General features: G+C 68.5%; 27 protein-coding genes and 1 tRNA gene. 11 read left to right on the forward strand and 17 right to left on the reverse strand.

What is annotated here, in order from left to right; all coding sequences use genetic code 11:
• Positions 1–2 precede the first annotated feature (2 nt).
• Complete coding sequence (cyoA, locus tag AC0IYU_RS22325; protein WP_472121173.1) at positions 3–1,028, reverse strand: ubiquinol oxidase subunit II; 1,026 nt, start codon at positions 1,026–1,028, stop codon at positions 3–5.
• Positions 1,029–1,208: 180 nt separating this feature from the next.
• Between cyoA and AC0IYU_RS22330 the strand changes: the two genes are divergently transcribed.
• Positions 1,209–2,546, forward strand: coding sequence for an MFS transporter (locus tag AC0IYU_RS22330; RefSeq protein ID WP_435436124.1), 1,338 nt, complete (start codon positions 1,209–1,211; stop codon positions 2,544–2,546).
• Positions 2,547–2,614: 68 nt separating this feature from the next.
• The gene (locus tag AC0IYU_RS22335) at positions 2,615–3,298 is read left to right on the forward strand and encodes an HAD family hydrolase (RefSeq protein WP_472121176.1); all 684 of its coding nucleotides are present in this window, start codon (positions 2,615–2,617) and stop codon (positions 3,296–3,298) included.
• 50 nt (positions 3,299–3,348) lie between these two features.
• Here AC0IYU_RS22335 and AC0IYU_RS22340 read toward each other — a convergent pair whose 3' ends face one another.
• The 6 genes from AC0IYU_RS22340 to AC0IYU_RS22365 form a co-directional block, all read right to left on the reverse strand.
• Positions 3,349–4,362 (reverse strand): isopenicillin N synthase family dioxygenase, encoded by a 1,014-nt coding sequence (locus tag AC0IYU_RS22340; RefSeq protein ID WP_472121179.1) that lies wholly within the window; start codon positions 4,360–4,362, stop codon positions 3,349–3,351.
• Positions 4,359–5,102, reverse strand: coding sequence for an amino acid ABC transporter ATP-binding protein (locus tag AC0IYU_RS22345; protein ID WP_472121181.1), 744 nt, complete (start codon positions 5,100–5,102; stop codon positions 4,359–4,361). Before AC0IYU_RS22345 ends, AC0IYU_RS22340 begins: the two co-directional genes overlap by 4 nt.
• Entirely contained in the window at positions 5,099–5,809 is a 711-nt protein-coding gene (locus AC0IYU_RS22350; protein WP_472121184.1) for an amino acid ABC transporter permease, read from the reverse strand. The genes AC0IYU_RS22345 and AC0IYU_RS22350 overlap by 4 nt, the downstream gene beginning before the upstream one ends.
• A gap of 13 nt (positions 5,810–5,822) precedes the next feature.
• The gene (locus AC0IYU_RS22355; protein ID WP_472121187.1) at positions 5,823–6,518 is read right to left on the reverse strand and encodes an amino acid ABC transporter permease; all 696 of its coding nucleotides are present in this window, start codon (positions 6,516–6,518) and stop codon (positions 5,823–5,825) included.
• Positions 6,519–6,681: 163 nt separating this feature from the next.
• The gene (locus AC0IYU_RS22360) at positions 6,682–7,509 is read right to left on the reverse strand and encodes an ABC transporter substrate-binding protein (RefSeq protein WP_472121190.1); all 828 of its coding nucleotides are present in this window, start codon (positions 7,507–7,509) and stop codon (positions 6,682–6,684) included.
• A 111-nt stretch (positions 7,510–7,620) separates the two neighbouring features.
• Positions 7,621–8,178 (reverse strand): hypothetical protein, encoded by a 558-nt coding sequence (locus tag AC0IYU_RS22365; protein ID WP_472121193.1) that lies wholly within the window; start codon positions 8,176–8,178, stop codon positions 7,621–7,623.
• A 185-nt stretch (positions 8,179–8,363) separates the two neighbouring features.
• Here AC0IYU_RS22365 and fabV point away from each other — a divergent pair, with 185 nt between their 5' ends.
• Genes fabV through AC0IYU_RS22380 form a run of 3 tightly spaced genes read left to right on the forward strand, consistent with a single transcriptional unit; the run spans position 8,364 to position 11,268 of the window.
• Positions 8,364–9,560 (forward strand): enoyl-ACP reductase FabV, encoded by a 1,197-nt coding sequence (gene fabV, locus AC0IYU_RS22370; RefSeq protein WP_472121196.1) that lies wholly within the window; start codon positions 8,364–8,366, stop codon positions 9,558–9,560.
• Positions 9,561–9,587: 27 nt separating this feature from the next.
• On the forward strand, positions 9,588–10,007 hold the full coding sequence (locus AC0IYU_RS22375; RefSeq protein ID WP_472121199.1) for a group II truncated hemoglobin: 420 nt from the start codon (positions 9,588–9,590) through the stop codon (positions 10,005–10,007).
• Positions 10,008–10,044: 37 nt separating this feature from the next.
• Positions 10,045–11,268 carry an NAD(P)/FAD-dependent oxidoreductase gene (locus AC0IYU_RS22380; protein ID WP_472121202.1) on the forward strand — a complete coding sequence of 408 codons (1,224 nt, stop codon included), beginning with the start codon at positions 10,045–10,047 and terminating at the stop codon, positions 11,266–11,268.
• A gap of 47 nt (positions 11,269–11,315) precedes the next feature.
• On the opposite strand, the gene AC0IYU_RS22385 is transcribed toward AC0IYU_RS22380, so the two are convergent.
• Together AC0IYU_RS22385 and radC are read right to left on the reverse strand one after the other, a co-directional pair.
• Positions 11,316–11,972 (reverse strand): Smr/MutS family protein, encoded by a 657-nt coding sequence (locus tag AC0IYU_RS22385; protein ID WP_472121204.1) that lies wholly within the window; start codon positions 11,970–11,972, stop codon positions 11,316–11,318.
• Positions 11,972–12,649 carry a RadC family protein gene (gene radC / locus AC0IYU_RS22390; RefSeq protein WP_472121207.1) on the reverse strand — a complete coding sequence of 226 codons (678 nt, stop codon included), beginning with the start codon at positions 12,647–12,649 and terminating at the stop codon, positions 11,972–11,974. Before radC ends, AC0IYU_RS22385 begins: the two co-directional genes overlap by 1 nt.
• A 108-nt stretch (positions 12,650–12,757) precedes the next feature.
• On the opposite strand from radC, the gene AC0IYU_RS22395 reads away from it, so the two are divergent.
• The 6 genes from AC0IYU_RS22395 to AC0IYU_RS22420 all read left to right on the forward strand — a co-directional run bounded on the left by AC0IYU_RS22395 (position 12,758) and on the right by AC0IYU_RS22420 (position 17,304).
• A complete protein-coding gene (locus tag AC0IYU_RS22395) occupies positions 12,758–13,201 on the forward strand; it encodes an FKBP-type peptidyl-prolyl cis-trans isomerase (RefSeq protein ID WP_472121208.1) in 444 nt (147 codons plus the stop codon).
• On the forward strand, positions 13,198–14,166 hold the full coding sequence (ispH, locus tag AC0IYU_RS22400; protein ID WP_472121211.1) for a 4-hydroxy-3-methylbut-2-enyl diphosphate reductase: 969 nt from the start codon (positions 13,198–13,200) through the stop codon (positions 14,164–14,166). The genes AC0IYU_RS22395 and ispH overlap by 4 nt, the downstream gene beginning before the upstream one ends.
• Entirely contained in the window at positions 14,163–15,128 is a 966-nt protein-coding gene (locus AC0IYU_RS22405) for a threonine/serine dehydratase (protein ID WP_472121213.1), read from the forward strand. The genes ispH and AC0IYU_RS22405 overlap by 4 nt, the downstream gene beginning before the upstream one ends.
• 33 nt (positions 15,129–15,161) lie before the next feature.
• Positions 15,162–16,493 (forward strand): serine--tRNA ligase, encoded by a 1,332-nt coding sequence (gene serS, locus AC0IYU_RS22410; protein ID WP_435484694.1) that lies wholly within the window; start codon positions 15,162–15,164, stop codon positions 16,491–16,493.
• 56 nt (positions 16,494–16,549) lie between these two features.
• Positions 16,550–16,639: transfer RNA gene (locus tag AC0IYU_RS22415), tRNA-Ser, on the forward strand.
• A gap of 44 nt (positions 16,640–16,683) precedes the next feature.
• On the forward strand, positions 16,684–17,304 hold the full coding sequence (locus tag AC0IYU_RS22420; RefSeq protein WP_472121215.1) for an OB-fold protein: 621 nt from the start codon (positions 16,684–16,686) through the stop codon (positions 17,302–17,304).
• 142 nt (positions 17,305–17,446) lie between these two features.
• On the opposite strand, the gene AC0IYU_RS22425 is transcribed toward AC0IYU_RS22420, so the two are convergent.
• The 8 genes from AC0IYU_RS22425 to AC0IYU_RS22460 are packed head-to-tail and all read right to left on the reverse strand — an operon-like array spanning position 17,447 to position 26,594.
• Complete coding sequence (locus AC0IYU_RS22425; protein WP_472121217.1) at positions 17,447–18,106, reverse strand: energy transducer TonB; 660 nt, start codon at positions 18,104–18,106, stop codon at positions 17,447–17,449.
• Entirely contained in the window at positions 18,103–18,537 is a 435-nt protein-coding gene (locus AC0IYU_RS22430) for an ExbD/TolR family protein (protein WP_472121219.1), read from the reverse strand. The genes AC0IYU_RS22425 and AC0IYU_RS22430 overlap by 4 nt, the downstream gene beginning before the upstream one ends.
• A 12-nt stretch (positions 18,538–18,549) precedes the next feature.
• Positions 18,550–18,978, reverse strand: coding sequence for an ExbD/TolR family protein (locus tag AC0IYU_RS22435; protein ID WP_472121221.1), 429 nt, complete (start codon positions 18,976–18,978; stop codon positions 18,550–18,552).
• A gap of 37 nt (positions 18,979–19,015) precedes the next feature.
• Positions 19,016–19,891 (reverse strand): MotA/TolQ/ExbB proton channel family protein, encoded by an 876-nt coding sequence (locus AC0IYU_RS22440; protein WP_472121223.1) that lies wholly within the window; start codon positions 19,889–19,891, stop codon positions 19,016–19,018.
• Between the two features lie 33 nt (positions 19,892–19,924).
• Positions 19,925–21,118 carry an alanine racemase gene (locus tag AC0IYU_RS22445; RefSeq protein ID WP_472121226.1) on the reverse strand — a complete coding sequence of 398 codons (1,194 nt, stop codon included), beginning with the start codon at positions 21,116–21,118 and terminating at the stop codon, positions 19,925–19,927.
• Positions 21,115–23,496 (reverse strand): alpha/beta fold hydrolase, encoded by a 2,382-nt coding sequence (locus AC0IYU_RS22450; protein ID WP_472121228.1) that lies wholly within the window; start codon positions 23,494–23,496, stop codon positions 21,115–21,117. The genes AC0IYU_RS22445 and AC0IYU_RS22450 overlap by 4 nt, the downstream gene beginning before the upstream one ends.
• The gene (locus tag AC0IYU_RS22455) at positions 23,493–25,166 is read right to left on the reverse strand and encodes a serine hydrolase domain-containing protein (protein ID WP_472121231.1); all 1,674 of its coding nucleotides are present in this window, start codon (positions 25,164–25,166) and stop codon (positions 23,493–23,495) included. Before AC0IYU_RS22455 ends, AC0IYU_RS22450 begins: the two co-directional genes overlap by 4 nt.
• 42 nt (positions 25,167–25,208) lie before the next feature.
• On the reverse strand, positions 25,209–26,594 hold the full coding sequence (locus tag AC0IYU_RS22460) for an MFS transporter (RefSeq protein WP_472121234.1): 1,386 nt from the start codon (positions 26,592–26,594) through the stop codon (positions 25,209–25,211).

The following is a 26,594-nucleotide window of genomic DNA, read 5'->3' on the forward strand; positions in this document are numbered from 1 at the left end:
CGTTATTCTTCGGTAGTGCACATTGCCGTGACGTACTTACGCTTCGGCGAATTGATGTTGTCGGGCTGCCAGGGTTGCATGGTGGCCACGTTGAAGGCGCCGGGCTTGCCCAGTCCGCCGTCGGCATCGATGGCCATCATCTGCTTCATGCACATCTTGCTGCTGTCGACGCAGCGGTTCAGGATGGCGTCGTACAGGTCGGGCGCGACGGTCGCGTAGTGGCGCACCGGCTCGCGTTCGCTGGGCGCCTCGAGCTTCTGGTAGAGCGCGCGGCTGAGTTCGCCTTCGGTGCCGGTCTTGACCTTGGCGACCCACTGGTCGAAGTCGCCGTGGCTCAGGCCGTGGAACTTGAAGCGCATGCCCGAGAAGCCGGCGCCGCTGTAGTTGGCCGAGAAGCCTTCGAACTCGCCCGGCTTGTTGATGACCGCGTTCAGCTTGGTCTCCATGCCGGGCATGGCGTAGATCTGGCCGGCCAGCGCGGGAATGAAGAAGGAGTTCATCACCGAGGAGGCCGTGATCTTGAACAGGATCGGGCGGTCCACCGGGGCGGCCAGCTCGTTCACCGTGGCAATGCCCTGCTCAGGGTAGATGAAGAGCCACTTCCAGTCGAGCGCCACCACTTCGACCACCAGCGGTTGCGTGTCCGCGGGAATGGCGCGCTGGGCGTCGATGCGGCGCAGCGGCTGGTAGGGGTCCAGCGTGTGGGTGCTGATCCAGGTGATGGCGCCGAGCGCGATGATGATGAGCAGCGGCGCCGCCCAGATCGCCAGCTCGAGCTGGGTGGAGTGGTCCCAGTCGGGGCTGTAGACCGCTTCCTTGTTCGACTGGCGGTATCGCCAGGCGAAAAGAATGGTCAGGGCGACCACCGGGATGATGATGATCAGCATCAGCACGGTGGAGACGACGATGAGGCGTCCCTGCTGATGGGCGATGTCGCCGGAGGGGTTCATCAACACCGTGTTACAGCCGGCCAGGAGGGCGACTGGAAGCAGCAGGAGTGATCGGCGAAGGTTCTTTAGGATGTGCATGCCGTGGGGAAAAGAGGTGCAGGGTCGGCGCAAAATGACCCCACAATCTACGCCGTGAGACGGGTTTTGCCTATTGGACGTTTTGTCCTATGGCGGTAAACGTGTTTCGGTGAGACGCTACAGGTTGTCCATGATCCTTATGTGTCGCGCGCCCCCGCGACATTCGAAATACAGCAAGCAATGACGACGTCCAGCATCACTCCGCCAGGCGCCCATCCGCAGCCGAGCTCGCCTGAACGCGACGCCCGCCCGGGTGACGACCACTCGCACATCGCCCCCGGCGAAATCGCCGTCGGCGTGATCATCGGCCGCGCCTCCGAATATTTCGACTTCTTCGTCTACGGCATCGCCTCGGTGCTGGTGTTCCCGGCGGTCTTCTTTCCGTTCGAGCAGCACCTCGAAGGCGTGCTGTACTCCTTCCTGATCTTTTCCTTCGCATTCATCGCGCGTCCGTTCGGAACTGTCATCTCGATGGCCATCCAGCGACGTTTCGGGCGGGAAGCCAAGCTGACGCTGGCGCTCTTCGTGCTGGGCACGTCCACGGCGGGCATCGCGTTCCTGCCGGGCTATGCCAGCCTGGGCTTCACGGCCATCGTGCTGCTGTCGGTGTTCCGCTTCGGCCAGGGCCTGGCGCTGGGCGGCTCGTGGGACGGCCTGCCGTCGCTGCTGGCGCTGAACGCACCGGCCAACCGCCGCGGCTGGTACGCCATGCTGGGCCAGCTGGGCGCGCCCATCGGCTTCTTCATTGCCAGCGCACTGTTTGCCTACCTGTATTCGAGCCTGCCGCGCGAGGATTTCCTCGACTGGGGCTGGCGCTACAGCTTCTACGTGGCCTTCGCCATCAACGTGGTGGCGCTGTTCGCCCGCCTGCGCCTGGTGGCCACCGAAGAGTATTCGCGCCTGCTCGAAGAGCGCGAACTGCAGCCCACCAGCGTGGTCGAGCTGGTGCGCTCGCAGGGCAGCAACCTGCTGATCGGTGCCTTCGCCGCGCTGGCCAGCTATGCGCTGTTCCACCTGATCACCGTGTTCCCGCTGTCCTGGATCACGCTGTACTCCGACCAGTCGGTCTCCGAATTCCTGGTGGTGCAGATGATCGGCGCGGTGCTGTGCGCCGCCGGCATCGTGGCCTCGGGCCTGCTGGCCGACCGCATCGGCCGCCGCTTCACGCTGGGTGGCCTGGCTGCCGTGATCGCCGCGTTCAGCGGGTTTGCACCCACGCTGCTCGACGGCGGCCGGGTCGGCCAGGACATCTTCATCCTGCTGGGCTTCGTGCTGCTGGGCCTGTCGTACGGTCAGGCGGCTGGCGCCGTGACGTCCAACTTCGCCCCCAAGTACCGCTACGTCGGCGCGGCCCTCACGGCCGACCTGGCCTGGCTCGTCGGTGCCGCGTTCGCGCCGCTGGTCGCGCTGGGCCTGTCGGCCCACTTCGGGCTGGCCTACGTCAGCATCTACCTGCTGTCGGGCGCCGTCGCCACGCTGGTGGCGCTCGGGTTGAACCGGGCGCTGGTGCGCGACTGACCGCCGGCACTGCCGCCACGTTTCTTTCAAAAGGGGCCTTTCGGCCCCTTTTTCATGAGGATGACCGGATGTTCGCCGCTGCAATTTTCGACATGGACGGGCTGCTCATCGATTCGGAGCGCCCCATCATGGCCGCCTGGATCGAGGCCGCCCGCACGCTCGACATCGAGCTTTCGCACAGCCAGTACCTGCAGGTGGTGGGGCTGGCGATGGCGGAGTCGCGGCTCATCCTGGCCGGGCTGCTGGGCGGCACCGAGGCCTACACCCATGCCGTCGACCATGTGCGCCAGCGCCTGCAGCTGGAGCGCTCGGACGGCACGCCGCTGTTTCCCATCAAGCCCGGCGCGGCCGAGCTGCTGGGCGCGTTGCGCCAGCGGGGTACGCGCTGCGCCGTGGCGTCGTCGTCCACCCGCGGGCAGATCGAGGCCTGCCTGGGCAGTCTCGGCGTGCTGCACCATTTCTCGGCCTTCGCGGGCGGCGACGAGGTGGCGCGTGCCAAACCCGATCCGGCGCTCTACCTGCTCGCGGCCGAGCGCCTGGGCGTGGACCCGGCGGAGTGCATCGCCTTCGAGGACAGCGAGAACGGCGCCAAGGCCGCGCTGGCCGCCGGCCTGCGCGTGGTCGTGGTGCCTGATCTGAAGCATCCGCCCACGGCCATCGTCGAGCGGGCGTTCCATGTGCTCGAGTCGCTGAACGACGCGGTGCCGCACCTGCCTCGCTGGTTTCCGGCGGAGGCGGCGAGGCTGCGGTGACCAAGTGCGGCACGCGCCTTTCTTGAAAGGCCGGCCGCAACCCGCGTGATTCAGAGCACTTCGTCGCGCAACTGCGGAAACACCTTCGACACCTTCGCGAGCAGGTAGTCGCCGTAGCGCCCGTTGAAGGCGTGCACGTTGGCACGGTCCCAGCGCTCGGCGCTGTCGTCGCGCGCCTGGGCCCCCTTGACGCCTTCGAGGCCCTCGATGCGCTGCACGCGCGCGTCGAAGTTCGGGTCGAAGAACAGCGGGAACGACAGCCGGTCGTGGCCCGAGGTGTTGCGCTTGACCCGGTGCGGCGTCGATTTGTACAGCCCGCCGGTCATGCGGTCGAGCATGTCGCCGATGTTGCAGACGAACGAGCCGGCAACGGGCGGCGCGTCGACCCAGCCGCCGGGCGTGTGCACCGCGAGGCCGCCGATGTGGTCCTGGTGCAGCACGGTCAGCAGCCCGTAGTCGGTGTGCTCGCCCACGCCCCATTGCACGTCGAGGCCTTCGGGCACGGGCTGCGTCGGGTAGTTGAACAGCCGGAAAAGGATGAGCGGATCGGCCGTGTAGCGCTCGCGGAAGTAGGCCGCCGGCAGGCCCAGGCTCAGCGCAATGCCTTCCATCAACCGGTGGCCCAGCTGCGTGACCGCCGCCATGTAGTCGAGGATGGTTTCGCGAAAGTCCGGCACGTCGGGGAACAGGTTGGGCCCATGCACCGGCGTCTTCGCCTGCACCAGCGGGTGGGTGGCGGGCAGCTCGGTGCCGAGATAGAGGCCTTTCTTCCAGTCGGGCCGGCCCGAGGTCAGCTCGCCGCCGAGCGGAAAGTAGCCACGCCACGCACGGCCGCCGAGGGCCATGCGCCACTGCATCTTGGTGTCCTCAGGCAGCGCGAAGAAGCGGTGGCTCAGGTCTTCGAGCCGCTGCACCAGCGCCGCATCGACGCCGTGGCCCGTCACGTAGAAGAAGCCGTGCGCGCGGCAGGCCGCGCCGATCTGCGCGGCCACCGCGTCGCGCCCGGCAGTGCCGGCCACCAGCGGCGCCACGTCGATGAGGGGGAGGGAGGCGAGGTTCGTCATGCGTCGCGTGCAAAAGGGGAGCGGATGTCGGACAGGAACTGCTGCGCGCGCGAATGCTGCGGGCGGTTGAAGAAGTCGTCGGGCGTGGCGCGCTCCAGCACCTTGCCTTCGTCCATGAACAGCACGCGGTCGGCCACTTCGCGTGCGAAGCCCATCTCGTGCGTCACGCAGACCATGGTCATGCCGTCGCGCGTGAGGTCGCGCATCACCAGCAGCACCTCGCCGACCATCTCGGGGTCGAGCGCGCTGGTGGGCTCGTCGAACAGCATCAGCGGCGGCTGCATGGCCAACGCCCGGGCGATCGCCACGCGCTGCTGCTGGCCGCCCGAGAGTTCGCTCGGCCACGCATTGGCCTTGTTGGACAGGCCCACGCGGTGCAGCAGCGCCATCGCGCGCTCGTCGGCCTCCTGGCGCGACAGGCCGCGCAGCTGCATCGGCGCCATCGTGCAGTTCTGCAGCACCGTGAGGTGCGGGAACAGGTTGAACTGCTGGAACACGAAGCCGATGCGCGAGCGGAAGGCGTTCACGTCCAGGCCGCCCGCGTGGATGTCCTGGCCGTCGACCACGATGCGGCCCGACTGGATCGGCTCCAGCCGGTTGAAGGTGCGGATCAGCGTCGACTTGCCCGAGCCCGAGGGCCCGCACACGACCACCACCTCGCCCTTGTGGATGGTCTCGGTCACGTCGACCAGGGCGTGGTAGCTGCCGTACCACTTGTTGACTTTGTCGAGTTCGATCATGCGGTCACCTTGGCGGTGGCGGTGGAGATGCCGCGGCGCGCGAGCCGGCGTTCCAGCCAGTAGGCGAAGCGCGACAGGCCGAAGCAGAGAATGAAGTACGTGCCGCCCAGGATCAGGTAGATCTGCGCGGGCTTGGTGAACACCTGTGTGTTGATCTGCGTGGCGATGAACGACACCTCGGCCAGTCCGATGATGTAGCCCAGCGAGGTCTCCTTGATGGTCGAGACGAACTGGTTCACCAGCGAGGGCAGCATGCTGCGCAGCGCTTGCGGCAGCACCACCAGGAGCATCGCGCGCCCGTAGCCCAGGCCCAGCGCGCGGGCGGTTTCCATCTGTCCGCGCGGCAGGCCCTGGATGCCGGCGCGCACGATCTCCGCCAGGTAGGCCGCATCGAAGATGACCAGCGCGATCAGCATGGTGGTGAACTGGTCGGTCTTCACGCCGGTGACGCTGGGCAGGAAGAAGTAGGCCCAGAAGATCACCATCAGCAGCGGCACCCCGCGCACCACGAACACGAAGCCGGTGACCGGCCAGCGAAGCCACCGCCACGGGCTCACGCGCGCCAGGCCCAGCAAGATGCCCAGCGGCAGTGCCAGCACCAGGCCGCACGAGGCCAGCAGCAGCGTGAGCACCAGCCCGCCGAGCGGGCCGTTCGGGTACTGCCCGATGAGGAAGTACACCCAGTAGTCGTTGATGATTTCAACCATTGACACGACGCCTTCAGACGGTCCGCACCGGGTACCGGTGGTGGTACCACGTGGCCAGCCCCGTGATGACCAGCGACACCGTCAGGTAAGCCGCGCTCGCGAACGCGAAGGACTCGAAGCTGCGAAAGGTCGCGCTCTCGACCTGGCCGGCCTGATACATCAGCTCGGCCACGCCGATCACGGTGGCGATGGAGGTGTTCTTCCACAGGCTCAGTGTCTGCGAGATGAGCGGCGGCACCGTCACGCGCAACGCCTGCGGCAGCACCACGCGGCGCATGGTGGCCAGGTAGCTGAAGCCCATCGCGCGGCCCGCCTCGAACTGCACGGTGGGAATCGCGCGGATGCCGCTGCGGATGTCTTCCGCCATGAAGGCCGCGGTGTAGAGCGCGAGCGCGATGATGGCGCTGTAGGCCTCGATGTGGCCGGCGTAGAGCCGTTGCTTGATGCCTTCGGGCAGCAGTTCGGGCGCACCGAAATACCAGAACAGCATGTGCGCGAGCAGCGGGATGTTGCGGATCGATTCCACGTAGGCAAAGCCCAGCCACCGCATCGGCGCGAAGGGCGACAGCCGCAGCATGGCCACCACCAGCGCGATGGGCAGGGCCAGCACCAGCGCGGCCACGAGCAGCTGCAGCGACAGCAGCAGGCCCGCGACCAGCATGTCGTGGTACTTGCCGGTGAGCAGCAAGGAATAGTCGAACAGGGGCATGGGGGGCGACAGTATCACTGCCGCGAAGGGGATTCGCTCCCTCCCCCGCTGGGGGAGGGTTGGGGTGGGGGCAGGGCGGCGCTTGAAAAGGCGCTGCGTTCCATCGGACGCCGCTTGCCCCCATCCCGGCCTTCCCCCGGGAGGGGAAGGAGAAATACCAAGGTCAGTCGATCTTGTCGCTGTCGAGCTTGAAGTCGCGCGTCTGGAAGCCCGAGGCCGTCGTCGGCCCGTACCACTTCACGAAGATCTTCTGCGCCTCGCCCGACTTCTCGAGCTCGCGCAGCGTGTCGTCCACCACCGCCTTCAGGCCGCTCTCGCCCTTCTTGATGCCGATGGCCAGCGCCTCGGTGCTCAGGTTCTGCTTGAGCACCACGTACTGCGCCTTCTGCGGGCCCAGCTTGGCGTAGCTGCGCAGCAGCGCCGCCTCGTCGTCCACGTAGCCCACGCCCTTGCCCTGCTGCAGCGCCTGGAAGGCCTGCTGGCTCGTGTCGAAGGTCACGACCTCGACGTTGGGCACCGCCTTGCGGATGTTGGGCTCCTGCGTGCCGCCGCGGATGGTCAGCACCTTCTTGCCCGCGAGCTGCGGCACCTCGTTGATGCCGCTGTCCTTCTTCACGATGGCCTTCTGGCCGGTGACGAAGGTGGTGAGCGAGAAGTCGATCTGCGCCTCGCGCTCCTTGTTGTGCGTGAGGCCGGCGGCCACCAGGTCCACGTGGCCCTGCTGCAGCTCGGGAATGCGCGCGGCCACCGCAATCTGCTTGAGCACCGGCTTCACGCCGATCTTCTTGGCGATGGCGTTCACCAGGTCGACCTCGTAGCCGACGATCTGGCGCGTCTTCGGGTCGACGAAGGTCGCGGGCTCGTCGGTGCCGAGCACGCCGACGACCAGCTCGCCCTTCTTCTTGATGTCGGCCAGCTGGTCGGCGTGGGCGACGGTGCCGAGCAGCAGGGTGGACGCGGCGACGGCCGCGGCAATGAGGTTCAGGCGCATGTTCTTCTCCTTCGGTGAAAGCAAGGGCGGAACCTTATCAATAAAACTTCGATTCATTAAATGATCAATTCATATATCGACATGTGCATACAACTATGAGTGGTGCCCAGTTCAATCGAGCGGATCCCATGGCATGGGCGAGCCTGCACCGCCCCCACCGCAATAGGTCCATGGCTTGTCGGCGTGCGCTCCTTCGTAGGCACCCCTGAAGCCCGCGTCGAACTGACGCCAGCCCGTCTCCGATCGGGCGGCATCGGATTCGAACATGCCCAGGAGTGTTGCGAGAATTTGCCGCCACTCGGAGCCCGTGCCGAACACCGAGCCAATCTCCATGGTGTCGAGGTGAACGAAGGCGAGGGGGGCATGCGCGACCATCGCTGAGAACTGGTCGAACCACCGCGGTTCCATGGCGGGGAAGCGCGACGTCAAAAGCGAGCGTCTCGCGGCAAGCGCCGCCATGGCCCCTGTCCGAGGAGCAACCAGGTAGGGCCAGAGAACGTCCGGCTCGCCTGGATCGGGCACGTCGATGATGTCCTCGCGCTGGAAAAGAGCGAGCCACAGCAGCGGAAGGCGGGAATTGGACAGCAGGAAGGGTGAGTCGTCGGAAACCTCCCCCTGTCCCGGCTCGGCTTTGGCGTCTGAAAAATACAGATACGAATAGCTTCCCATGGTCTCGTCTCCCTTCGCAGGCGGATTCGGGAAATGATGAGGTTCGCCAAGCCCGTCCGCCGCGCCGCTCGCATTCTGCCTCTGGGGCGGTTGAGGGCCCGTTGCCCGGGCAGGGTTAAATTCGCAGGATGAGAACGTGCGGCTCCCAGCCGCTCTTCGGTCTTCCCATCTTCAGCGAACATCCCATGATCATCAAACCCCGCGTGCGCGGCTTCATCTGTGTCACGACCCATCCCACGGGTTGCGAAGCCAACGTGAGGCAGCAGATCGGCTACGTCAAGGCACAGGGCCAGATCGCAGGCGGGCCGAAGAAGGTGCTGGTGATCGGCGCATCGACGGGCTACGGGCTCGCCGCGCGCATCACCGCGGCCTTCGGCTGTGGCGCCGACACGCTCGGCGTGTTCTTCGACCGGCCCGGCAGCGAGAACAGGCCTGGCTCGCCCGGCTGGTACAACACGGCCGCCTTCCATCGCGCAGCGGCCGAAGAAGGCCTCTATGCCAAGAGCATCAACGGCGACGGTTTCTCCGACGACATCAAGCAGAAGACCATCGATGCGATCCGCGCCGATCTCGGCCAGGTCGACCTCGTCGTCTACAGCCTGGCCGCACCGCGCCGCACGCACCCGAAGACCGGCGAGGTCTTCAACTCGACGCTCAAGCCCATCGGCAAGGCGGTGACACTGCGCGGCCTCGACACCGACAACGAGGTCGTGAGAGAAACGCTGCTCGAGCCCGCCACCGAGGAAGAGATCGCCAACACCGTCGCCGTGATGGGCGGCGAGGACTGGCAGATGTGGATAGACGCGCTGCAGGTGGCCGGCGTGCTGGCCGATGGTGCGAAGACCACCGCCTTCACGTACCTGGGCGAGCAGATCACGCACGACATCTACTGGAACGGCTCCATCGGCGCCGCCAAGAAAGACCTCGACCAGAAGGTGCTCGGCATCCGCGCCGGGCTGGCTGAAAAGGGCGGGGACGCGCGCGTCTCCGTGCTGAAGGCGGTCGTCACGCAGGCGAGCTCGGCCATTCCGATGATGCCGCTGTACCTCTCGCTGCTGTTCAAGGTGATGAAGGCGAAGGGCACGCACGAGGGCTGCATCGAACAGGTCTACGGCCTCTATGCCGACAGCCTCTACGGCAGCTCACCGCACATCGACGACGAAGGCCGTCTGCGCGCCGACTACAAGGAACTGGCACCCGATGTTCAGGCGCAGGTGCTGGCACTGTGGCCCCAGGTCACCAGCGAGAACATCCACGCGCTCACCGACTTCGCGGGCTACAAGACCGAGTTCCTGCGGCTCTTCGGCTTCGCGGTCGAAGGCGTGGACTACGAGGCCGACGTGAATCCCGATGTGGAGATTCCGAACCTCGTGCAGGGCTAGCAAGCGCACAGAGAGATACTCCCGCCCATGCAGATTCAAGACAAGCCGCCCGCCGGCACGCCCTTCGAGTGGATCGGCGGCGAACCCAAGGTCGAGGCGCTGGTCGAGCGCTTCTACGACCTGATGGACCTCGAACCCGCCTACGCGCAGCTGCGCGCCGTGCACGGCACCAGCCTGGACAACGCACGCCAGCGCCTGTTCTGGTTCCTGTGCGGCTGGCTCGGCGGCCCGCAGCACTACACCGACCGTTTCGGCCATCCGATGCTGCGCGCGCGCCACCTGCCGCAGAGCATCGGCGGACACTCCATCGGCATCAAGGAGCGCGACCAGTGGCTGGCCTGCATGGACCAGGCCATGGGCGAGACGGGCGTGCCCGAAGACCTGCGCGAACGCCTGCGCGACTCTTTTTTCAAGACCGCCGACTGGATGCGCAATCGCGGCGAATGACCGACCCACAACGATTTCGAAAGACGCTTTCCTCATCATGAATTCCATCGTCATCATCGGCGGCGGCCACGCCGCGGCCCAGTTGTGTGCCGGCCTTGCGGAGGCAGGGCAGGGCGCGCGCGTGCACCTGGTCTGCGAAGAGGCCTGCGAGCCGTACCACCGCCCGCCGCTGTCCAAGGCCTTCCTCAAGAGCGCCGAAGAGGTCACGCAGCCGCACAAGGCCGCCGACTGGTACCGCGAAGCGGGCATCACGCTGCACCTGGGCGATGCGGCCGTGGGCATCGACCGCGAGGCGCACACCGTCACGCTGCGCTCCGGCGCGGTGCTGCCGTGGGAGCGCCTGGTGCTGGCCACCGGCACGCGGGCGCGCCAGATGCCCGATTTGAAGCCGGACCTGGAGAACGTCGCCAGCCTGCGCGCCGCCGATGAAGCGCATCGCCTGCGCGCGCGGCTCGCCTCGGCCGAGCGGGTCACCGTGCTGGGCGGCGGTTTCATCGGGCTCGAAGTGGCGGCCACCGCCAAGGCGCTCGGCAAGTCGGTGCAGGTGATCGAAAGCGCGCCGCGCCTGCTGGGCCGCGCCGTGTCGCCCGAGCTGTCGGCGCACGTGCTCGCCACGCACCGCGCGGCGGGCATCGACATCGTGCTCGGCGCGCAGACCGGCGCGTTTGAGGTCGAGGGCGACCGGCTGTTGTCGGTGCAGGTCAACGGCGTGAAGCAACCGGTCGACCTGCTGCTGCTGGGCATCGGCGCGGTGCCCGAGACCGCGCTCGCGCAAGCGGCCGGCATCGAATGCGCCGACGGCATCGTGGTCGACGCACAGATGCAGACCAGCGCGGCCGGTGTGCTGGCGGTGGGCGACTGCACACGCTTTCCCGACCGCCGTGCGGGCCGCGTGCTGCGGCTCGAATCGGTGCAGAACGCCAACGACCAGGCCCGCACGGCTGTCGCCACGCTGACCGGCGCGGGCCGCGATCACGATTCGGTGGCGTGGTTCTGGTCCGACCAGGGCAGCATGCGCCTGCAGATGGCGGGCCTGATGCCGGCCGAGGGCACGCCGGGCCTGACCAGCGTGCGCCGCCCGGGCCCCAAGCCCGAGGCGTTCTCGCTGTTCCACTATGTCGACGGGCAGCTCGTGTGCGTGGAGTCGGTGAACGCGCCGGTCGACCACATGATGAGCCGCAAGCTGCTCGAAGCGGGGCGCAGCCCGGATGCGGCGGCTGTAGCTGACGTGTCGGTGCCGTTGAAAAACCACCTGGCCTGAAGCCGCCCCGTCTTGCACCCTCCCCCCAAAGGGGGAAGGCGCCAGACTCAGCGCCGCACGGGCGCCAGCAGCACCACCAGCGCCCCCGCCCCGCCTTCGGCCGGCTTGGCCTGCACGAAGGCGATGACTTCGTTCTTCTGGATCAGCCAGCGCTGCGCCTTCGTCTTCAGCACCGGCTGCTTGCCCGGCGAGCCCAGCCCCTTGCCGTGCACCACGCGCACGCAGCGCAGCCCCTGCTTGTGGGCGGTGCGGATGAAGCCGCCGAGCGCCTCGCGCGCCTCGTCGCTGCGCAGGCCGTGCAGGTCGAGCTGCGCCTGGATGGACCATTCGCCCTTGCGCAGCCGCGCCGTCACGCCGGTGCCGATGCCGGGGCGGCGGAAGCTCATGGCGTCGTCCACGTCGAGCAGCGTGGTCACGTCGAACTCGTCGGACAGCGACTCGCGCAGCACGCGCTGCTCGTCGAGCTGGTGCTGCACCGGGATGGGCGCGGGCCGATCGGGCGCGAGCGGCACCGACGCCTTGCGGCGCAGCGGCTCGGTGGCACCGATGGCGCGGGCGAACAGGTCTTTTTCGGCCGCGCGCCTGCGTTCGGCCGCGGCCTTGGCCGCCGCTTCGGCGGCTTCGCGTTCGCGCGTTTCGGCAAGCACGCGCTGCACCTGCTTCAGGTCGGCCAGGTTCTTGAGGGAGGGGGGACGCGGCGCCATCAGAGCAGCCCTTTCTCGGCCATCGAGAAACTCTGCCCGGGGCTCACGATGACGTGGTCGAGCACCCGCACGTCCACCAGGGCCAGCGCGGCGCGCAGCGTTTGCGTGAGCGACTCGTCCGCGCGCGAGGGCTCGATGCTGCCGCTCGGGTGGTTGTGCGACAGCACCACGGCCGCGGCCTGGTGGTGGATGGCGCGAGTGACCACTTCGCGCGGGTAGACGCTGGTCTGCGTGAGCGTGCCGCGAAACAGCTCTTCCAGCGCGATCAGGCGGTGCTGCACGTCGAGGAACACCACCGCGAACACTTCGTGGGGGCGCGAGCCGATGTGCAGCTGCAGGTACTGCTTGACCGTATCGGGCGAATCGAACACCGCGCGTTCTTGCAGCCGCTCGCCCATGGCGCGGCGGGCCAGCTCGAGCACCGCGATCAGCTCGGAGCGCTTGGCGCTGCCGCCCATGCCCTTCACGGTCTTGAGCTCGTCGGGGCCGGTGTGCAGCAGGCCCGACAGGCCGCCGAAGCGGTCGAGCAACTGCTGCGCCAGCTGCAGCACGTTCTGGCCCGCCACCCCGGTGCGCAGCAGCAGGGCCAGCAGCTCGGCGTCCGCAAGCGCGGCGGCCCCGCGCGAGATGAGTTTTTCGCGCGGGCGGGCGGCGAGAGGGAGGTCCTTGAATGCCATGAAACCCTGGGTGAAACCTTGGCGGAGCCGGGTGGAAGTCCCGCTCCTTAAAATGAGGGCCAGTTTATCGGGACACCCACCTTGTCTTTGCCCACCTCTGATGCCCCCATGTCCCAAGTTGTGACTTCTGGCTCCTTCCTGACCCTGCATTACCGGCTGGCCGGCCCCGCGGGCGACATCATCAACACCTTCGCCGACAAGCCCGCGACCCTGTCGCTGGGCACCGGGGAGCTTTCTCCCGCCATGGAGCAGCGCCTGATGGGCCTGGAAGAGGGCACGCACGCCACCTTCGAGCTGCCCGCCGGCGAGGCCTTCGGCAAGCGCAACCCCGACATGCAGCAGTGGGTGGCCCGCACGCTGCTCGCGAAGATGGGGGACCCCGACGAGAAGTACGCCACGGGCGACGTGGTGCAGTTCCCCACGCCCGACGGCACCGGCAGCTACGCCGGTGCGGTGGTCGAGGCCAGCGACACGGCGGTGCGCTTCGACTTCAACCACCCGCTGGCCGGCCAGCCCGTCACTTTCGAAGTGAAGCTGATCGGCGTGCTATGAAACCGGCCATTTCCGAAGTCCTCCTTGCCGAGCCGCGCGGCTTCTGCGCCGGCGTCGACCGCGCCATCGAGATCGTGGAGCGCGCGCTGGCCAAGTTCGGCGCGCCGATCTATGTGCGCCACGAGATCGTGCACAACACCTACGTGGTGAACGAGCTCAAGGCCAAGGGCGCGATCTTCATCGAGGAGCTGTCCGACGTGCCGCCCGGCGCCACGCTGGTGTTCAGCGCGCACGGCGTGAGCAAGGCGGTGGAGCAGGAGGCGCGCGACCGCGGCTTCGAGATCTTCGACGCCACCTGCCCGCTGGTGACCAAGGTGCACGTCGAGGTGGCCAAGCTCGCGAAAGAGGGCTACGAGTTCATCATGATCGGCCACAAGGGCCACCCCGAGGTCGAGGGCACGATGGGCCAGCTCACGAGCGGCATCCACCTGGTGGAAGACGTGGCCGACGTGGCCAAGGTCTCGCCGGGCCAGACGGACAAGCTCGCCGTGGTCACGCAGACCACGCTCAGCGTGGACGACGCCGCCGAGATCGCCGCCGCCGTGCGCGCGCGCTTTCCGAAGGTGCGCGAGCCCAAGCAACAAGACATCTGCTACGCCACCCAGAACCGCCAGGACGCGGTGAAGATCATGAGCCCGCAGGTCGACCTGGTGATCGTGGTCGGCAGCCCCACCAGCTCCAACAGCAACCGCCTGCGCGAGCTGGCCGAGCGCCTGGGCACCGAGAGCTACATGGTCGATTCCGCCGAAGAGCTCCGGCCCGAGTGGTTCGAAGGCAAGGCCCGCATCGGCCTCACGGCCGGTGCCTCGGCGCCCGAAGTGCTGGTGAGCGAGGTGATCGACCGCGTGCGCGCGTTGGGCGCGGTGTCGGTGCGCAAGATGGACGGCATCGAGGAAACCATCAAGTTTCCGCTCCCCAAGGGCCTCAAGCTCGACGATATTCCCCCTCCCGGACACATCTCTTGAACGACACGACAACAACTCACTGGCGCTCTGAAATCGATAGCGCGGCCGCCAGGCTGGACGAACGTGCCGGCCACTTTTTGCGCCAAACCCCGCTGTGGAAGCTGCCGGCTGCCGCATTCGGCGTCGACGCGCCGGGCGCCGAGGTCTGGCTGAAGCTGGAGCATATGCAGGTCAGCGGCAGCTTCAAGGCGCGCGGCATGATGAACCGGCTGCTGGCCAACGACATTCCCGCCAGCGGCGTGGTCGTGGCCTCGGGCGGCAACGCCGGCATTGCCACCGCCGCCGCCGCGCAGGCGCTGGGCGTGCCTTGCCAGGTGTTCCTGCCCGGCGTGTCGCCCGAAGCCAAGCGCGCGCGCCTGCGTGCGCTCGGCGCCGAAGTGGTGGTGGTCGGCCAGCTGTACCCCGACGCGCTGGCCGCCTGCCTCACGCGCCAGAAGGAATCGGGCGCCCTGCTTACCCATGCCTACGACCAGCCCGAAGTGGTGGCCGGCGCCGGCACGCTGGGCCGCGAAATCGAAGCGCAGGGTGGCCTGCCCGACGCGGTGCTCGTGAGCGTGGGCGGCGGCGGCCTCATCGGCGGCCTGGCCGGCTGGTTCGAGAAGCGCGCCCGCGTGGTGGCGCTCGAGCCCGAGAAGGCCCCCACGCTGTACCGCGCCCGCGAAGCCGGCGAGCCTGTCGACGTGGACGTGAGCGGCATCGCCGCCGATTCTCTGGGCGCGCGCCGCATCGGCAACATCGCCTGGCAGATCACGCAGCAGCAGGTCGAACACGCGATGCTGCTGTCCGACGAAGCCATCCGCACCGCCCAGCAGTGGCTGTGGAAGGAGCTCAAGCTCGCCGTGGAGCCGGCCGCCGCGCTGCCGCTGGCGGCGCTGCAGACCGGCGCCTACGTGCCGCGCGCGGGCGAGAAGGTGTGCCTGATCGTCTGCGGCGCCAACGTCGACCCCGCCACCGTCGCCTGACAGCCCCAGAAACCCGAACTCTAGAATCGACCGATGCTCGACATCACCCTGCTCCGCAAAGACCTGGCCTCCGCTGTGGCCGGCCTCGAAAAACGCAAGAAGAACCAGCCCTACCTCGACGTGTCGGCGTTCACCGCGCTCGAGGCCGAGCGCAAGACCGTGCAGACCCGCAGCGAGGAAATCCAGGCGCGACGGAACACGCTGAACAAGCAGATCGGCCCGCTCAAGGCCAAGGGCGAGTCCACCGACGCGCTGATGGCCGAGGTCAATGCGCTGAAGGCCGAGCAGGAGTCGCAATCGAAGCGCCTCGACGAGATCCAGCCCGAACTGCATGCGCTGCTGCTCGCCGTGCCCAACCTGCCGCACGCCAGCGTGCCGCTGGGCGAAGACGAGACCGGCAACGTCGAAGTGCGCCGCTGGGCCCCGCAAGGCGGCGCCGGCGCCAACGCCGTGCCCCTGGCCTTCGCACCCAAGGATCACGTCGACCTGGGCGCGCCGCTGGGCCTCGACTTCGAGATGGGCGCCAAGCTCGCCGGCTCGCGCTTCACCGTCATGAAGGGCCCGATCGCGCGGCTGCACCGCGCGCTGGCGCAGTTCATGATCGACACGCAGACCGAGAAGCACGGCTACACCGAGTGCTACGTGCCCTACATCGTCAACGCCGCCACGCTCAGCGGCACCGGCCAGCTGCCCAAGTTCGAGGGCGACCTGTTCGCCGCGAAGAAGGGCGGCCAGGACGGCGAGCCCGCGCCCGACCATTCGGCGCTGTACCTCATTCCGACCAGCGAAGTGCCGCTGACCAACTTCGTGCGCGACGAGGTGGTGGCCGAGTCGCAACTGCCGATCAAGCTCACGGCCCACACGCCGTGCTTCCGCTCCGAAGCGGGGAGCGCGGGGCGAGACACGCGCGGCATGATCCGCCAGCACCAGTTCGACAAGGTCGAGATGGTGCAGGTCGTGCACCCCGACACCAGCTACGACGCGCTCGAGCAGATGACCGGTCACGCCGAGGCCGTGCTGCAGGCGCTGGAGCTGCCCTACCGCGTGGTGCTGCTGTGCACCGGCGACATGGGTTTCGGCGCCACCAAGACCTACGACCTGGAAGTGTGGCTGCCGGCGCAGGACACGTACCGCGAGATCAGCTCGGTGTCGAACTGCGAAGCCTTCCAGGCGCGCCGCCTGCAGGCCCGCTTCAAGAATGCCAACGGCAAGAACGAACTGGTGCACACCCTGAACGGTTCCGGCTTGGCCGTGGGCCGCGCGCTGGTGGCGGTGCTGGAGAACCACCAGAACGAAGACGGCTCGATCAACGTGCCGGCTGCGTTGCGCCCGTACATCGGCGGCGCTGAAATCTTGCGCGCCTGATTCTTTTTGTAGAAACGCCTTCAATTACCCGTATAATCGAAGGCTCGACAGACACCGGAGAGGTGGCAGAGTGGTCGAATGTACCTGACTCGAAATCAGGCGTACTAGCGATAGTACCGAGGGTTCGAATCCCTCCCTCTCCTCCAAGAATGGCCCCGCAAGGGGCTATTTTTTTGCCTGTTTTATGTCCATGGCCCACGTTGCGGCCGCTCTTTCCAGCGACTCTTCGGCCGAGCTTGCGGCCCATTCCCGCTTTTTTGCTTTCCCCAGTCAGGCCCCTGCGGCCCAGCTCCGATCCATGAAGATTGTCAGATTTCTCCCGGTCCTCGCGCTTTGCATTGCTTCCACTGCCTTTGCGGCCGGCAAGCCCACCTTCGATTCGCCGGAGACCGAGAAATTCGTGCGCCGGCTGACTGCGGATCTTGATGCGAAGAAGCTGGTTCAGGTCGACAGCGTGTCGCTGGGACGCGAGTACCGGGCGAACGAGGTCGCGGCCGACAACAAGTACAAGGGCAAGTACCTGTTCGTCAAAGCGACGGTCGACAAGGTCCGCAAGGACGCGTTCGGCAACATCGTGGTCATGGTGCGCTCCGACAACCAGTTCATGCCCAACAGCGCGCGCCTGGACAAGACCGTGGCGGTGATCACGGGTCTGGAAGGCAATGCGAACGTCGTGTCGATGAAGACGGTTTCCGCCGATGATGCCGCGGGCGCCCTGTCGAAGGGGCAGAAGCTCCGCATGCTCTGCCAGGGCGACGGCATGCTCCTTGGCGGCGTGACGCTGGCGGTTTGCGACACCATCAGCCAGTGACCAGGCGTCTCTCGCCGAACCGGAACAGCCCCGCAAGGGGCTATTTTTTTGCCTGTACGTTCCCCGATCGCAAAGAAAAAGGCGCTGCGCGGGGACAGGCCGCCGGCGCAACGCCCCGGTCGCAAAAGCAGGTTTGCCCGACCTACTCGATCTTGAACACGAACTCCTGCGTCGCCAGGATCTCCGCATCCCCCGTCGTCTGGCATTCGTATCGCATCATGGCCGAGCGCACGGCCGACTGGTACACCTTCGGCCCCGACAGGAAGCGCACCTCCGTCACGCGTCCGCCCTTGATGCGCACCTCCGCCTTCACCACGCCGCTCGTGCCTTCGTCCAGCGCCTTGCGCGGCATCTCGGGCTTGACCTGCCTCGGGCATGCGACGGCGATGTCGGTCGACGCCGCCTGCGCCGGTGGGGCCGGCGGCGCGGGTGGCGCAGGCGGTGCGGCCGGCGGCGGCGCGACCGGCTCCTGGCTTTGCACCGCCGTGATCGCGGGCGCGGTGCTCGGCGGCGGCGTCACGGCCGGCGGCGGCACGTAGGCCGGCTTGGGCGGTGGCGGCGCCTTGGGCGGCGCCTGCTTGATGACCTTCTTCGGCGGCGGCGGTGGAGGAGGCGGCGGAGGCGGCGGCAGCTTCACCTCCGCGATGATCGTCGCGTCCATCGGCTTCTTGATCATCTCCACCGCCTGGCGGGCCAGGCCCGACACGAGCGCATAGCCGACCAGCACATGGAACAGCACCATCACGCCGATGCCCACGGGGCCGAAGCGCGACTTGGGGTCGAAGTCGTTGGTGCGGCTCATGGAACGAACTGCTCCGAACCCATGATGCCCAGCTTGGTCAGGCCCGAGCGCTGCGCCGAGGCCATCACGCCGGCCACCACGTTGTACTTGGCGCCCTTGTCGGGGCGCAGGTGCACCTCGGGCTGCACCGGCTGCGCGGCGACCTGCTCGAAGCGCCGCTCCACCTCGGCCAGCTCGCCCACGGCCGCGCCGTTCCACAGCACGGTGCTGCGCGCGTCGATGTCGATGCGCAGCACCTCGGGCTTGATGTCGCTGGGCGGCGGGTTGCCGTTGGGCATGTTGAGGTTCACCGCGTGCAGCTGGATCGGGATGGTGATGATCAGCATGATCAGAAGCACCAGCATCACGTCGATCAGCGGGGTGGTGTTGATGTCCATCATGGGCTCGTCGGACGGCGCGCCGCTGCGGCGCCCCTGTTTTTCTTTTCGCATGGCTGTGCCTTCTCAGTTGCGCGCGGGGGGCTCGGTGATGAAGCCCACCTTCACGATGCCGGCCGACTGGCACGCGAAGATGATCTTGCCCACGGGCTCGTAGTCGGAATGCCAGTCGCCGCGGATGTGCACCTCGGGCTGCGGCGTCATCGCGGCCACCTTCTTCAGCTTGTCGGCCAGGCTCGTCACGTCGCGCACGGGGGTGTCGTACCAGTAGATGCGCCCCGCGGCGTCCACCGACAGCACCACGGTATCGGGCTTGCTTTCGCGCACCTCGTTGCGCTGCTTGGGCACGTCCACCGGCACCGAGTAATTGACCACCGGGATGGTGATGAGGAAGATGATCAGCAGCACCAGCATCACGTCGACCAGCGGCGTGGTGTTGATGGCGGCAATGGCCTGTTCCTCGTCGCCTCCGGCGGATGGGATGTTCATCGCCATGGTGTGGGTCGCTCGCTTGCGTGCGGTGTCGCGGCGCTCAGGCCGGGGCGCTGCCGGCCAGGATCACCGAGTGAAGCTCGCCGCTGAACTCGCGCACGTCGTCCATCACGGTGATGTTGCGGCGCAGGAGCCAGTTGTAGCCCAGCACCGCGGGCACGGCCACGGCCAGGCCGATGGCGGTCATGATGAGCGACTCGCCCACCGGCCCGGCCACCTTGTCGATCGACGCCTGCCCCGCGATGCCGATGGCGGTGAGCGCGTGGTAGATGCCCCAGACCGTGCCGAACAGCCCGACGAAGGGCGCGGTGGAGCCCACCGTGGCCAGCAGCGACATGCCGTTGCTCAGGCGGCGCTGCACGCGCTCGGTGGCGCGGTGGATGCACAGGTCGACGAAGTCCGCGAAGTCGACCTTGCCGCGCAGGCCGTCGTGCTTGCGCGTGGCGTGCACGCCCGCGTCGGCGATGAAGCGGAAGGGGCTGCCCTCGGCCAGCCGCTCGGTGCCGGCCTGAACGGTGCCTTCGTTCCAGAACGCGTTGTCGACCTCCTTCGCCTGGCGGCCCATGCGCATCTGCTCGAGCAGCTTGGTGACGATCACGTACCAGCTGCCCATCGACATGATCGCCAGGATGAGCAGCACGGCCTTGGCCACCAGGTCGCTCTGCGCCCAAAGTGCGCCCACGCCGTAGGGGTTGTCGACCTTGGCCGCGGCGGGTGCCGACACGGAGGGTGCCGCGGTCGGCATTGCGACTGCCGAGGCTGCCGGCGCGGAAGCGGCTGCGGCCGCGGGTTCTGCCGCCGCTGCAGGGGCCGCGGCGGCCTGTGCTTCGGCAGCGTGCGGCGTGGCGGCCAGTGTGAGTGCCAGAACGATCGGGGCGGCCGCGGCCATCAGCTTTGCGCAGAAGGTTTTCATCATGAGTGACTCCAAAAAAACAATACGTGTCCAGCGTCAGGCCGCGGGCTTGGCCGCATGCCAACCCTGGGCCTTGCCCCAGACGGCGTGCACGGCCGCACCGTTGCCGCGCACGACGTGGTAGCGGTCGTAGGGCGCGGCGGTCATGCAGGCGTGGTGCGGCAGGATGCGCACGCGGCTGCCCAGGGGCAGGGCGTCGAACATGGCCTGCACGGCCGCCTTGTCGTCGCCTTCGCAGGCGACCAGGCCGTGCTCCTGGTGCAGCTCGGCCACGCGCAAGCCGGGCAGCGGCGTGGTGCCCTGCGCATGGCACACCAGCCCGAAGCCCAGGCCGTCGCGAAACTCCGCGCCCGACGCGTCCTTCGACAGCGCGAGCGCGCCCGCGTCGATCAGCACCCGGCGCGAGCGCGGGTTGTGCCCGATCACCGTGGCCAGCACCGACAGCGCGATGTCCTCGATGCGGCAGATGCCGCGCGCGGCCTGGTCCAGGTCGAAGAAGGTGTAGACGCCGGGGCGCATCTCGGTGACGCCGTCGAGCCGGTCGGCGCACACCGCCGTCGGCGTGGCGCCCACGCTGACCGTGCCCACCTCGAAGCCGGCCGCGCGCAGCCGTGCGGCCGCATGCACCGCGCCGGCCCGCTCGGCCTCGGCAATGCGGCGTATCGCGGCCAGCCCGGCGGCGTGGTAGCTGTGGCCCGCATGCGTGAGCACGCCGGCCAGTTGCAGCGACTCGCTGTCTTGCACTTCTCGCGCAATGGCCAGCAGTGCCTCGTCGTCGGGCGCGACGCCACCGCGCCCTCCGCCGGTGTCGATCTCGATCAGCAGGGCGAACTTCGCACCCAGCGCGCGCGCACGCGCGGCCGCAGCCTGCACCGCCTCCACGCGATCGGCCAGCAAGGTCACGCGTGCGCCGTGCGTGCGTTGCACCAGGTGCAGCGCATCGATCTTGCCCGCGTCGATGCCCACCGCATAGGTGATGTCGAGGAAGCCGCGGCTGGCGAAGTAGTCCGCCTCGGCCACGGTCGACACCGTGATGGCGCCGCTGTGTCCGCGCGTGGCCAGGCGCGCCACCTCGGCTGACTTCGAGGTCTTCAGGTGCGGGCGCAGCGCCACGCCGTGGCGTGCCGCGCGCTGCGCCATCGCCTCGCAGTTGCGCTCGAGCACGGTGGCGTCGAGCAGCAGCGCGGGCGTGGTGAGTTCGGCCAGCACCGTGCGGCCGAGTTCCATCATTGCGCCCATCCGAGCTCCGCCATCATCAGGTCGACCGCTTGCGCGATCTGCTCCACGAAAGGTGGCAGCAGCACCAGCGTCATGTGCGCGGCGCCCTCCACCAACTGCAGGCGGCCGCGCGTCGACAAAGCCGCATGGTCCTGCTGGTACTCGGGCCAGAGCCGCTGGAGGTTCGCGGCGCCTTCGACCGCTGGCGGCAGCTTGTCCTGCGATGCCCACACCACCGCCACCGGACGCGCGCCCAGGTCGGGCGATGCCGCGGCCTGCTGCGCGACCTGCGGCAGGCCCGTGTGCTCCGAGACCATCGTGTCGATGGTCTCGGGCGTGTAGGTCGCCTTCAGCTGCCGCACCACCTCGGGCATGTCGGCGAACATCGCCTCGATCGGCGCCATCTCCGGCGGCGGCGCGCCCCCGGCCTGGAAGGCGCTGCGCTTCGCACGCTCGGCATCCAGGTGCGCCTGCGGCAGCGGCTGCCTGAACAGTTCGTACTGGTCGGGGTGGCTGGCGTCGAGCATCACCAGCCCCACCACCTGCTCGGGATACAGCCCCGTGTAGATGCGGTTGAGCAGCCCGCCCATCGAATGGCCGACCAGCACGACCGGCCCGGTCACGCCGGCCGCCGTCAGCAGCGCGTGCAGCCGGTGCGCATTGCGCTGGCCGTCGAAGGGCTCGGGGTCGGCGTCGCTCCAGCCCATGCCGGGGCGGTCGTAGGCAACCACCGGGTACCTGGCCGACAGCGCCTGCCGCAGCCGCCCGTAGGTCGCCGAGGCGCAGCCGCCGCCGGCCTCGATCACCAGCGTCGGCTGCAGCGCGCTGGCCGGTGCCGGGCCGCTGCGCTGCAGGTGCATGGCGAGCCCGCCGACGTCGTACAGCTCGCCGGGCGCGGCGATCTTCCATGGCTTGGCCGCCTGCGCGGGCAGGCGCCTGGGCGCTTCCACGCGCGGCCAGTAGTCGAGGTCGCGCACGCGGTACGGCAGGTTGGCGAAGTCGGTGCTCAGCGAGGCCGGCGTCGACACGTACAGCACCGACTTGGCGATGGGACCGAACTCGGCATGAAAGTGCTGCGCCGACTTTACGATGACCAGCTTCTTGGCCGAGAGGTCGATGCCCAGGCCCGTGAAGAGGTCGGTGCCGATGACCTGGTTGCGCTTGCTGATGAGCACGATGTCCACGCCGTCGGCGGCCTGCACCCACACGCACGGGCCCATGGGCGTGCGCACGCCCGAGAGGCCGCCCTGCGAATGCGCCTCCACCACGCGCTTGACGGTCACGTGCAGGTCGATCGGGTCGCCCGAGGCCGGGCCGCACTTGCCGCCCAGGCGCAGCTCGAAGCTCGCGCCTTCGCCCGCGTCGCGGCACAGCTGCACCGCGCCCAGGTCCCACACGCCGCCGAAGGCCACGTCGCCGATGCCGCGCTCGACCACCGCGCGCAGCATGAAGGTGCTGTCGCTGGTGGCGCCGCCGCCGGGGTTGTCGGCGGTGTCGGCAATGACCACGGGGCCGTCGGGCGTGGCCATGGCCTTGGCGAGCGTCTCTTCGATCGAGAGCGAGGGCACGCCGGTCTCGTGGCGCAGGTCCCAGAAGGCGCGGCCCAGTTCCTCCGCGAGCCTGGCGGCGAGCACGGGGTCGTTGTCGGTCACGACCCACAGCTTGGCGCCCGACTCGGGCACGTCGGCCCAGGGGAAGCCATGGCCCAGCGACACCGAGAGCACGCCCGGCAGCTGTTCGGCAGCCTGCATGCGGCGCACGAAGCCGGCCATCGGTTCGCGCGTGGTGTGCCACTTGCCGACCATGCGGCAGTCGTGCACGGCCGTCACGGGGTGCACGCGGCCCTGCGCGGTGTCGACGACGATGCGGATCAGCTCGGTCAGGCGATCGAACGCGTCGGTGTGCGGATATTCCTTGTAGCAAATGATCGCGTCCGACTCGGTCAGCATCTTCTGCGTGAAGTGGCAGTGCAGGTCGAGCGACACGCCGATGGGCACCTTCGGCCCGACGATCTCGCGCACGCGCGAGATCACGTCGCCTTCGCAATCGTCGTAGCCGTCGGCCACCATCGCGCCGTGCAGCACGAGGATCACGCCGTCGACCGGCCCGGCGTTGCGCAGGTCGTCCAGGATTTCATCGCGCAGACGTTCGTACACGCTGCGCACAGTGCGACCCAGGGGCTGCGCAAAGGCCAGCAGGCTCTCGACCGTCTCGTGTCCTTCGGCGGCGAGCTGCCTGCGCACTTCCACCGCGTACAGGCCGTAGCCGGCCGCGTCGCGTGTGCTCGCATCGCCGCGAAAGATGCCGTATTCCTCGTAGCTGCCAAGGCCGGTGGGGGCCGAGACAAAGGTGTTGGTCTCGGTGGCGAACAGGGTGGTGAAGAACTTCATGCGCGGGGCTCCTGGCGGGCAAGGTGGATGTTTCTCGAGCGCGTCGTGGCGAACAGCAGTCCCACGACCCGGCCGCCCTTGCGCTCCACGTTGAGAACCGATTTGCCCAGCTGGGACAGCACCGGGTCGATCGAGGAGAGCGTCATCACGTCGGCCGACAACGGCGTCAGCACGCACACGTGCTGGCCATGGCGGCCCTGCACGGTGAGCTGCAGCTTGCCGTCGACCAGCGCCATCTGCGCGGTGGCGTCGAGGTCGGGGCTTGTGTAGTCGCCGCACAGCTGGTCGGCGAGCGACACGGCATCGGGCGCGGTCTCGGGCAGGCGCTCGAAGCGGCGCGGCTGGCCGCCTTCGTGCAGCACGAAGGCATCGGGTGCGCGCTGGGGATCGATGTCGGCGGTGTCGAGCACGAGGTCGTTCGTGGGCAGGTCCTGCAGGCCCAGCCACAGCTTGCCGTCGCCCTGGTTCAAGGGTTTGGCCTCGCCGGCCTGCCACGACATCGCCAGCTTGCCGGCCACGTCCACGAAGCCCAGCACGCCGCCCGTGGAGGGGGCGTGGTAGCGCTGGCCGGGCAGCGCGGGGAAGGCGCTGGCCAGCGGGCGCACGTCGGGCGGCGCCAGCGCGTCGCCCAGCAGCAGCTCGATCACCTTGAGGGCCAGCGCCCCCGGCGACACCGGCGCGCCGTTCACCATGGCGATGATGTCCAGCCCGCGGCTGGGCACGCTGATCATCTGCGACTGCGCGCCGAGCACGGCGCCGGCGTGGTGGACGATCTCGACGCCGCGGTACGGGTGGCGCGCCAGCCCGAAGCCGTAGTTCACCTTCGAGCCCGACGACAGCGTGGTGGGCGCCGACAACAGGGCCCAGCTCTTCTCGCTGCCCACGATCTTCTCGCTGCCATGCATGTGCGCCAGCCAGCGCAGCATGTCGTCCGCGGTCGACACCAGCGAGCCGCCGCCGTCGAGTTCGCACGGGTACAGGCCGCGGCGCCAGCCGCCGCCGGGCGCGGGCATGTACAGGCCGGCCATGCCGGGGACCACGTCGAGGTCGGTCTGCACCGACGACGTCTGGTGCATGCCCAGCGGGCCGAACAGGCGCGCCTTCAGGAAGTCGTCGAAGCTCTGGCCGCTCACGCGCTCGACGATCTTGGCCAGCAGGAAGTAGCCGCCGTTGCTGTAGACCATGTGCGTGCCCGGCTCGAAGTTCAGCTCGCTCTGGCGTGCCATGGCCGGCAGGCCCGGGCCGGGCAGCGTGAACGTGAGGCCGTGCGCAATGGCCCACAGCTCGTCATGGCCGCGCCAGCCGCTGGTGTGCGTGAGCAGGTGGCGCAGCGTGGGGCCGTTGGCGCTGAGCTGCGGCAGCTCGGGCAGGTATTTCTGCACCGGGTCTTCCACGTCGAGCAGGCCGTCTTCGGCCAGCAGCAGCACGGCCATGGCCGTGAAGTGCTTGCTGGTGGAGGCGATGCGCATGCGCGTGGTCGGCGTGAGGGCCACGCCCATCTCCAGGCTGGCCATGCCGACGGCGCGGCGGTACAGCAGGCGGCCATGTTGTGCGACGGCCAGCACCAGGCCGGGCGCGTCGCTGCGGTTGAGGGGCGCCACCAGCGCGTCGATGGCGGCCAGTGCGCAAGCGGTGTCAGAGGGGGAGGCGGAGGATTCGGGTTGTGACATGGAAGGACGACAAGCGATGAAGGATCGGAGCGGGAAGAAAGGTCAGGTCGGCTGCGCTTCGCGCATCAGGCGCACGAACGGGCCTTCGGTGGCGCGCAGCACCATGGCGCCCAGGCAGCCGCCGACCAGCGTGGTCGCGACGATGGACACGGCCAACCCGTTGGGCATTGACTTGAGGGCGTCCGACAACATGCCGACCATCAGCGGCCCCACCACGCCGAAGGGCAGGCTGGCCAGCGTGAGCATCGCGATGGTGCGGGCGCGCAGGTGCGGCGGCGCCGCGTCCTGCAGCACGTTGGGCAGCAGCACCGCGCTGCCGATGAGCGGCACCACCAGGAGACCCAGCAGCATGAAGTTGTGGTTGGCCGAGCTCGTGAACAGCAGCAGCGCCGACATCAGTGCCGCCGAGAGGTTGCCCAGCATGATCAGGCGCAGCGCCGCGGCCGGCCCCATGCGCGGCTGCACATAGCGCATCGACAGCACGCCCAGCAGGCCGCCGGCCACCGTGCCGCACAGGAAGGCCAGGCCCATGCCCTGACCCATCTGCACCGGCGTGACGCCGTAGGTGCGCGCCGTGACGATCGGCAGCCAGGTGCCCAGCGAGCTCAGGCCCACGCTGGTCAGGCCCACGCCGGTCACCAGGCCCGCGAAGGTGCGCCAGTGCAGGCGCAGGTGTTCGCGCAGGGTCGTGGCGCCCGAAGCGTCGGCGGCCTTTGCACCCGGCTTCGCTGCCTGCGCACCGCCGCGCGGCGTGCGCCGGATCGACAGCACCAGCAGCGTCACGGGAATCCCGGCGCAGGCCAGCACGAAGAAGGTCAGGCGCCAGGCTTCGAGCTGCTGCATCGCGACGGGCAGCCAGGGCCGCAGGTCGTTCGTGAGGTGCACGATGGTGCCGCCCAGCAGCGCACCCAGCGCGCTGCCGAAGATGGCCGACAGCGCGAACACCGCGTTGGCCAGCACCCGCTGCGCACGCGGGAACAGGTCGGGGATCATGCTGTTGGTGATGGGCGTGAGGCCGGCCTCGCCCACGCCCAGGCCGACGGAGGCGACGAACAGCACGCCGTAGTCCATGGCCGTGCCGCGCATGGCGGTGGCGGCGCTCCACAGCACCACGCAGGCGGCGAGCACCACGCGCCGGTCGTAGCGGTCGCTGAGCCAGCCCAGCGGCAAGGTGGCGATGCCGGTGAACAGCACGATGCCGGCGCCCTGCAGCAGGCCGATCTGCGTGTCGGAAAGCGACAGCGTCTGGCGGATCGGCTCCGTCAGCAGCGTGAGGATGACCTTGTCGATCGACCCCAGCACGGTGGCGATGATGAGCACCGACAGTGCATACCAGGCGCTGGTGGGCGCCTTGAGGGTCGTTTCCAGGGCCGCAGGGGCGGCCGCATCCAGCGGCATCGGCGCCGCGAAAGGTGGGAGGCCAGCCAT

The sequence above is a fragment of the Variovorax sp. AC103 genome, assembly GCF_979254005.1.

Coding starts and splice junctions, on each gene's coding strand:
- AC0IYU_RS22335 (WP_472121176.1), top strand. CDS start 2,615: ATGTTCGCCGCTGCAATTTTCGACATGGACGGGCTGCTCATCGATTCG.
- AC0IYU_RS22375 (WP_472121199.1), top strand. CDS start 9,588: ATGCAGATTCAAGACAAGCCGCCCGCCGGCACGCCCTTCGAGTGGATC.
- AC0IYU_RS22430 (WP_472121219.1), bottom strand. CDS start 18,537: ATGCGAAAAGAAAAACAGGGGCGCCGCAGCGGCGCGCCGTCCGACGAG.
- AC0IYU_RS22360 (WP_472121190.1), bottom strand. CDS start 7,509: ATGCGCCTGAACCTCATTGCCGCGGCCGTCGCCGCGTCCACCCTGCTG.
- AC0IYU_RS22380 (WP_472121202.1), top strand. CDS start 10,045: ATGAATTCCATCGTCATCATCGGCGGCGGCCACGCCGCGGCCCAGTTG.
- AC0IYU_RS22445 (WP_472121226.1), bottom strand. CDS start 21,118: ATGATGGAACTCGGCCGCACGGTGCTGGCCGAACTCACCACGCCCGCG.
- AC0IYU_RS22365 (WP_472121193.1), bottom strand. CDS start 8,178: ATGGGAAGCTATTCGTATCTGTATTTTTCAGACGCCAAAGCCGAGCCG.
- AC0IYU_RS22330 (WP_435436124.1), top strand. CDS start 1,209: ATGACGACGTCCAGCATCACTCCGCCAGGCGCCCATCCGCAGCCGAGC.
- fabV (WP_472121196.1), top strand. CDS start 8,364: ATGATCATCAAACCCCGCGTGCGCGGCTTCATCTGTGTCACGACCCAT.
- AC0IYU_RS22420 (WP_472121215.1), top strand. CDS start 16,684: ATGGCCCACGTTGCGGCCGCTCTTTCCAGCGACTCTTCGGCCGAGCTT.
- AC0IYU_RS22460 (WP_472121234.1), bottom strand. CDS start 26,594: ATGGCTGGCCTCCCACCTTTCGCGGCGCCGATGCCGCTGGATGCGGCC.
- AC0IYU_RS22395 (WP_472121208.1), top strand. CDS start 12,758: ATGTCCCAAGTTGTGACTTCTGGCTCCTTCCTGACCCTGCATTACCGG.
- serS (WP_435484694.1), top strand. CDS start 15,162: ATGCTCGACATCACCCTGCTCCGCAAAGACCTGGCCTCCGCTGTGGCC.
- AC0IYU_RS22425 (WP_472121217.1), bottom strand. CDS start 18,106: ATGAGCCGCACCAACGACTTCGACCCCAAGTCGCGCTTCGGCCCCGTG.
- AC0IYU_RS22440 (WP_472121223.1), bottom strand. CDS start 19,891: ATGATGAAAACCTTCTGCGCAAAGCTGATGGCCGCGGCCGCCCCGATC.
- AC0IYU_RS22345 (WP_472121181.1), bottom strand. CDS start 5,102: ATGATCGAACTCGACAAAGTCAACAAGTGGTACGGCAGCTACCACGCC.
- AC0IYU_RS22385 (WP_472121204.1), bottom strand. CDS start 11,972: ATGGCGCCGCGTCCCCCCTCCCTCAAGAACCTGGCCGACCTGAAGCAG.
- AC0IYU_RS22340 (WP_472121179.1), bottom strand. CDS start 4,362: ATGACGAACCTCGCCTCCCTCCCCCTCATCGACGTGGCGCCGCTGGTG.
- AC0IYU_RS22435 (WP_472121221.1), bottom strand. CDS start 18,978: ATGGCGATGAACATCCCATCCGCCGGAGGCGACGAGGAACAGGCCATT.
- cyoA (WP_472121173.1), bottom strand. CDS start 1,028: ATGCACATCCTAAAGAACCTTCGCCGATCACTCCTGCTGCTTCCAGTC.
- AC0IYU_RS22350 (WP_472121184.1), bottom strand. CDS start 5,809: ATGGTTGAAATCATCAACGACTACTGGGTGTACTTCCTCATCGGGCAG.
- AC0IYU_RS22450 (WP_472121228.1), bottom strand. CDS start 23,496: ATGAAGTTCTTCACCACCCTGTTCGCCACCGAGACCAACACCTTTGTC.
- AC0IYU_RS22355 (WP_472121187.1), bottom strand. CDS start 6,518: ATGCCCCTGTTCGACTATTCCTTGCTGCTCACCGGCAAGTACCACGAC.
- ispH (WP_472121211.1), top strand. CDS start 13,198: ATGAAACCGGCCATTTCCGAAGTCCTCCTTGCCGAGCCGCGCGGCTTC.
- AC0IYU_RS22455 (WP_472121231.1), bottom strand. CDS start 25,166: ATGTCACAACCCGAATCCTCCGCCTCCCCCTCTGACACCGCTTGCGCA.
- radC (WP_472121207.1), bottom strand. CDS start 12,649: ATGGCATTCAAGGACCTCCCTCTCGCCGCCCGCCCGCGCGAAAAACTC.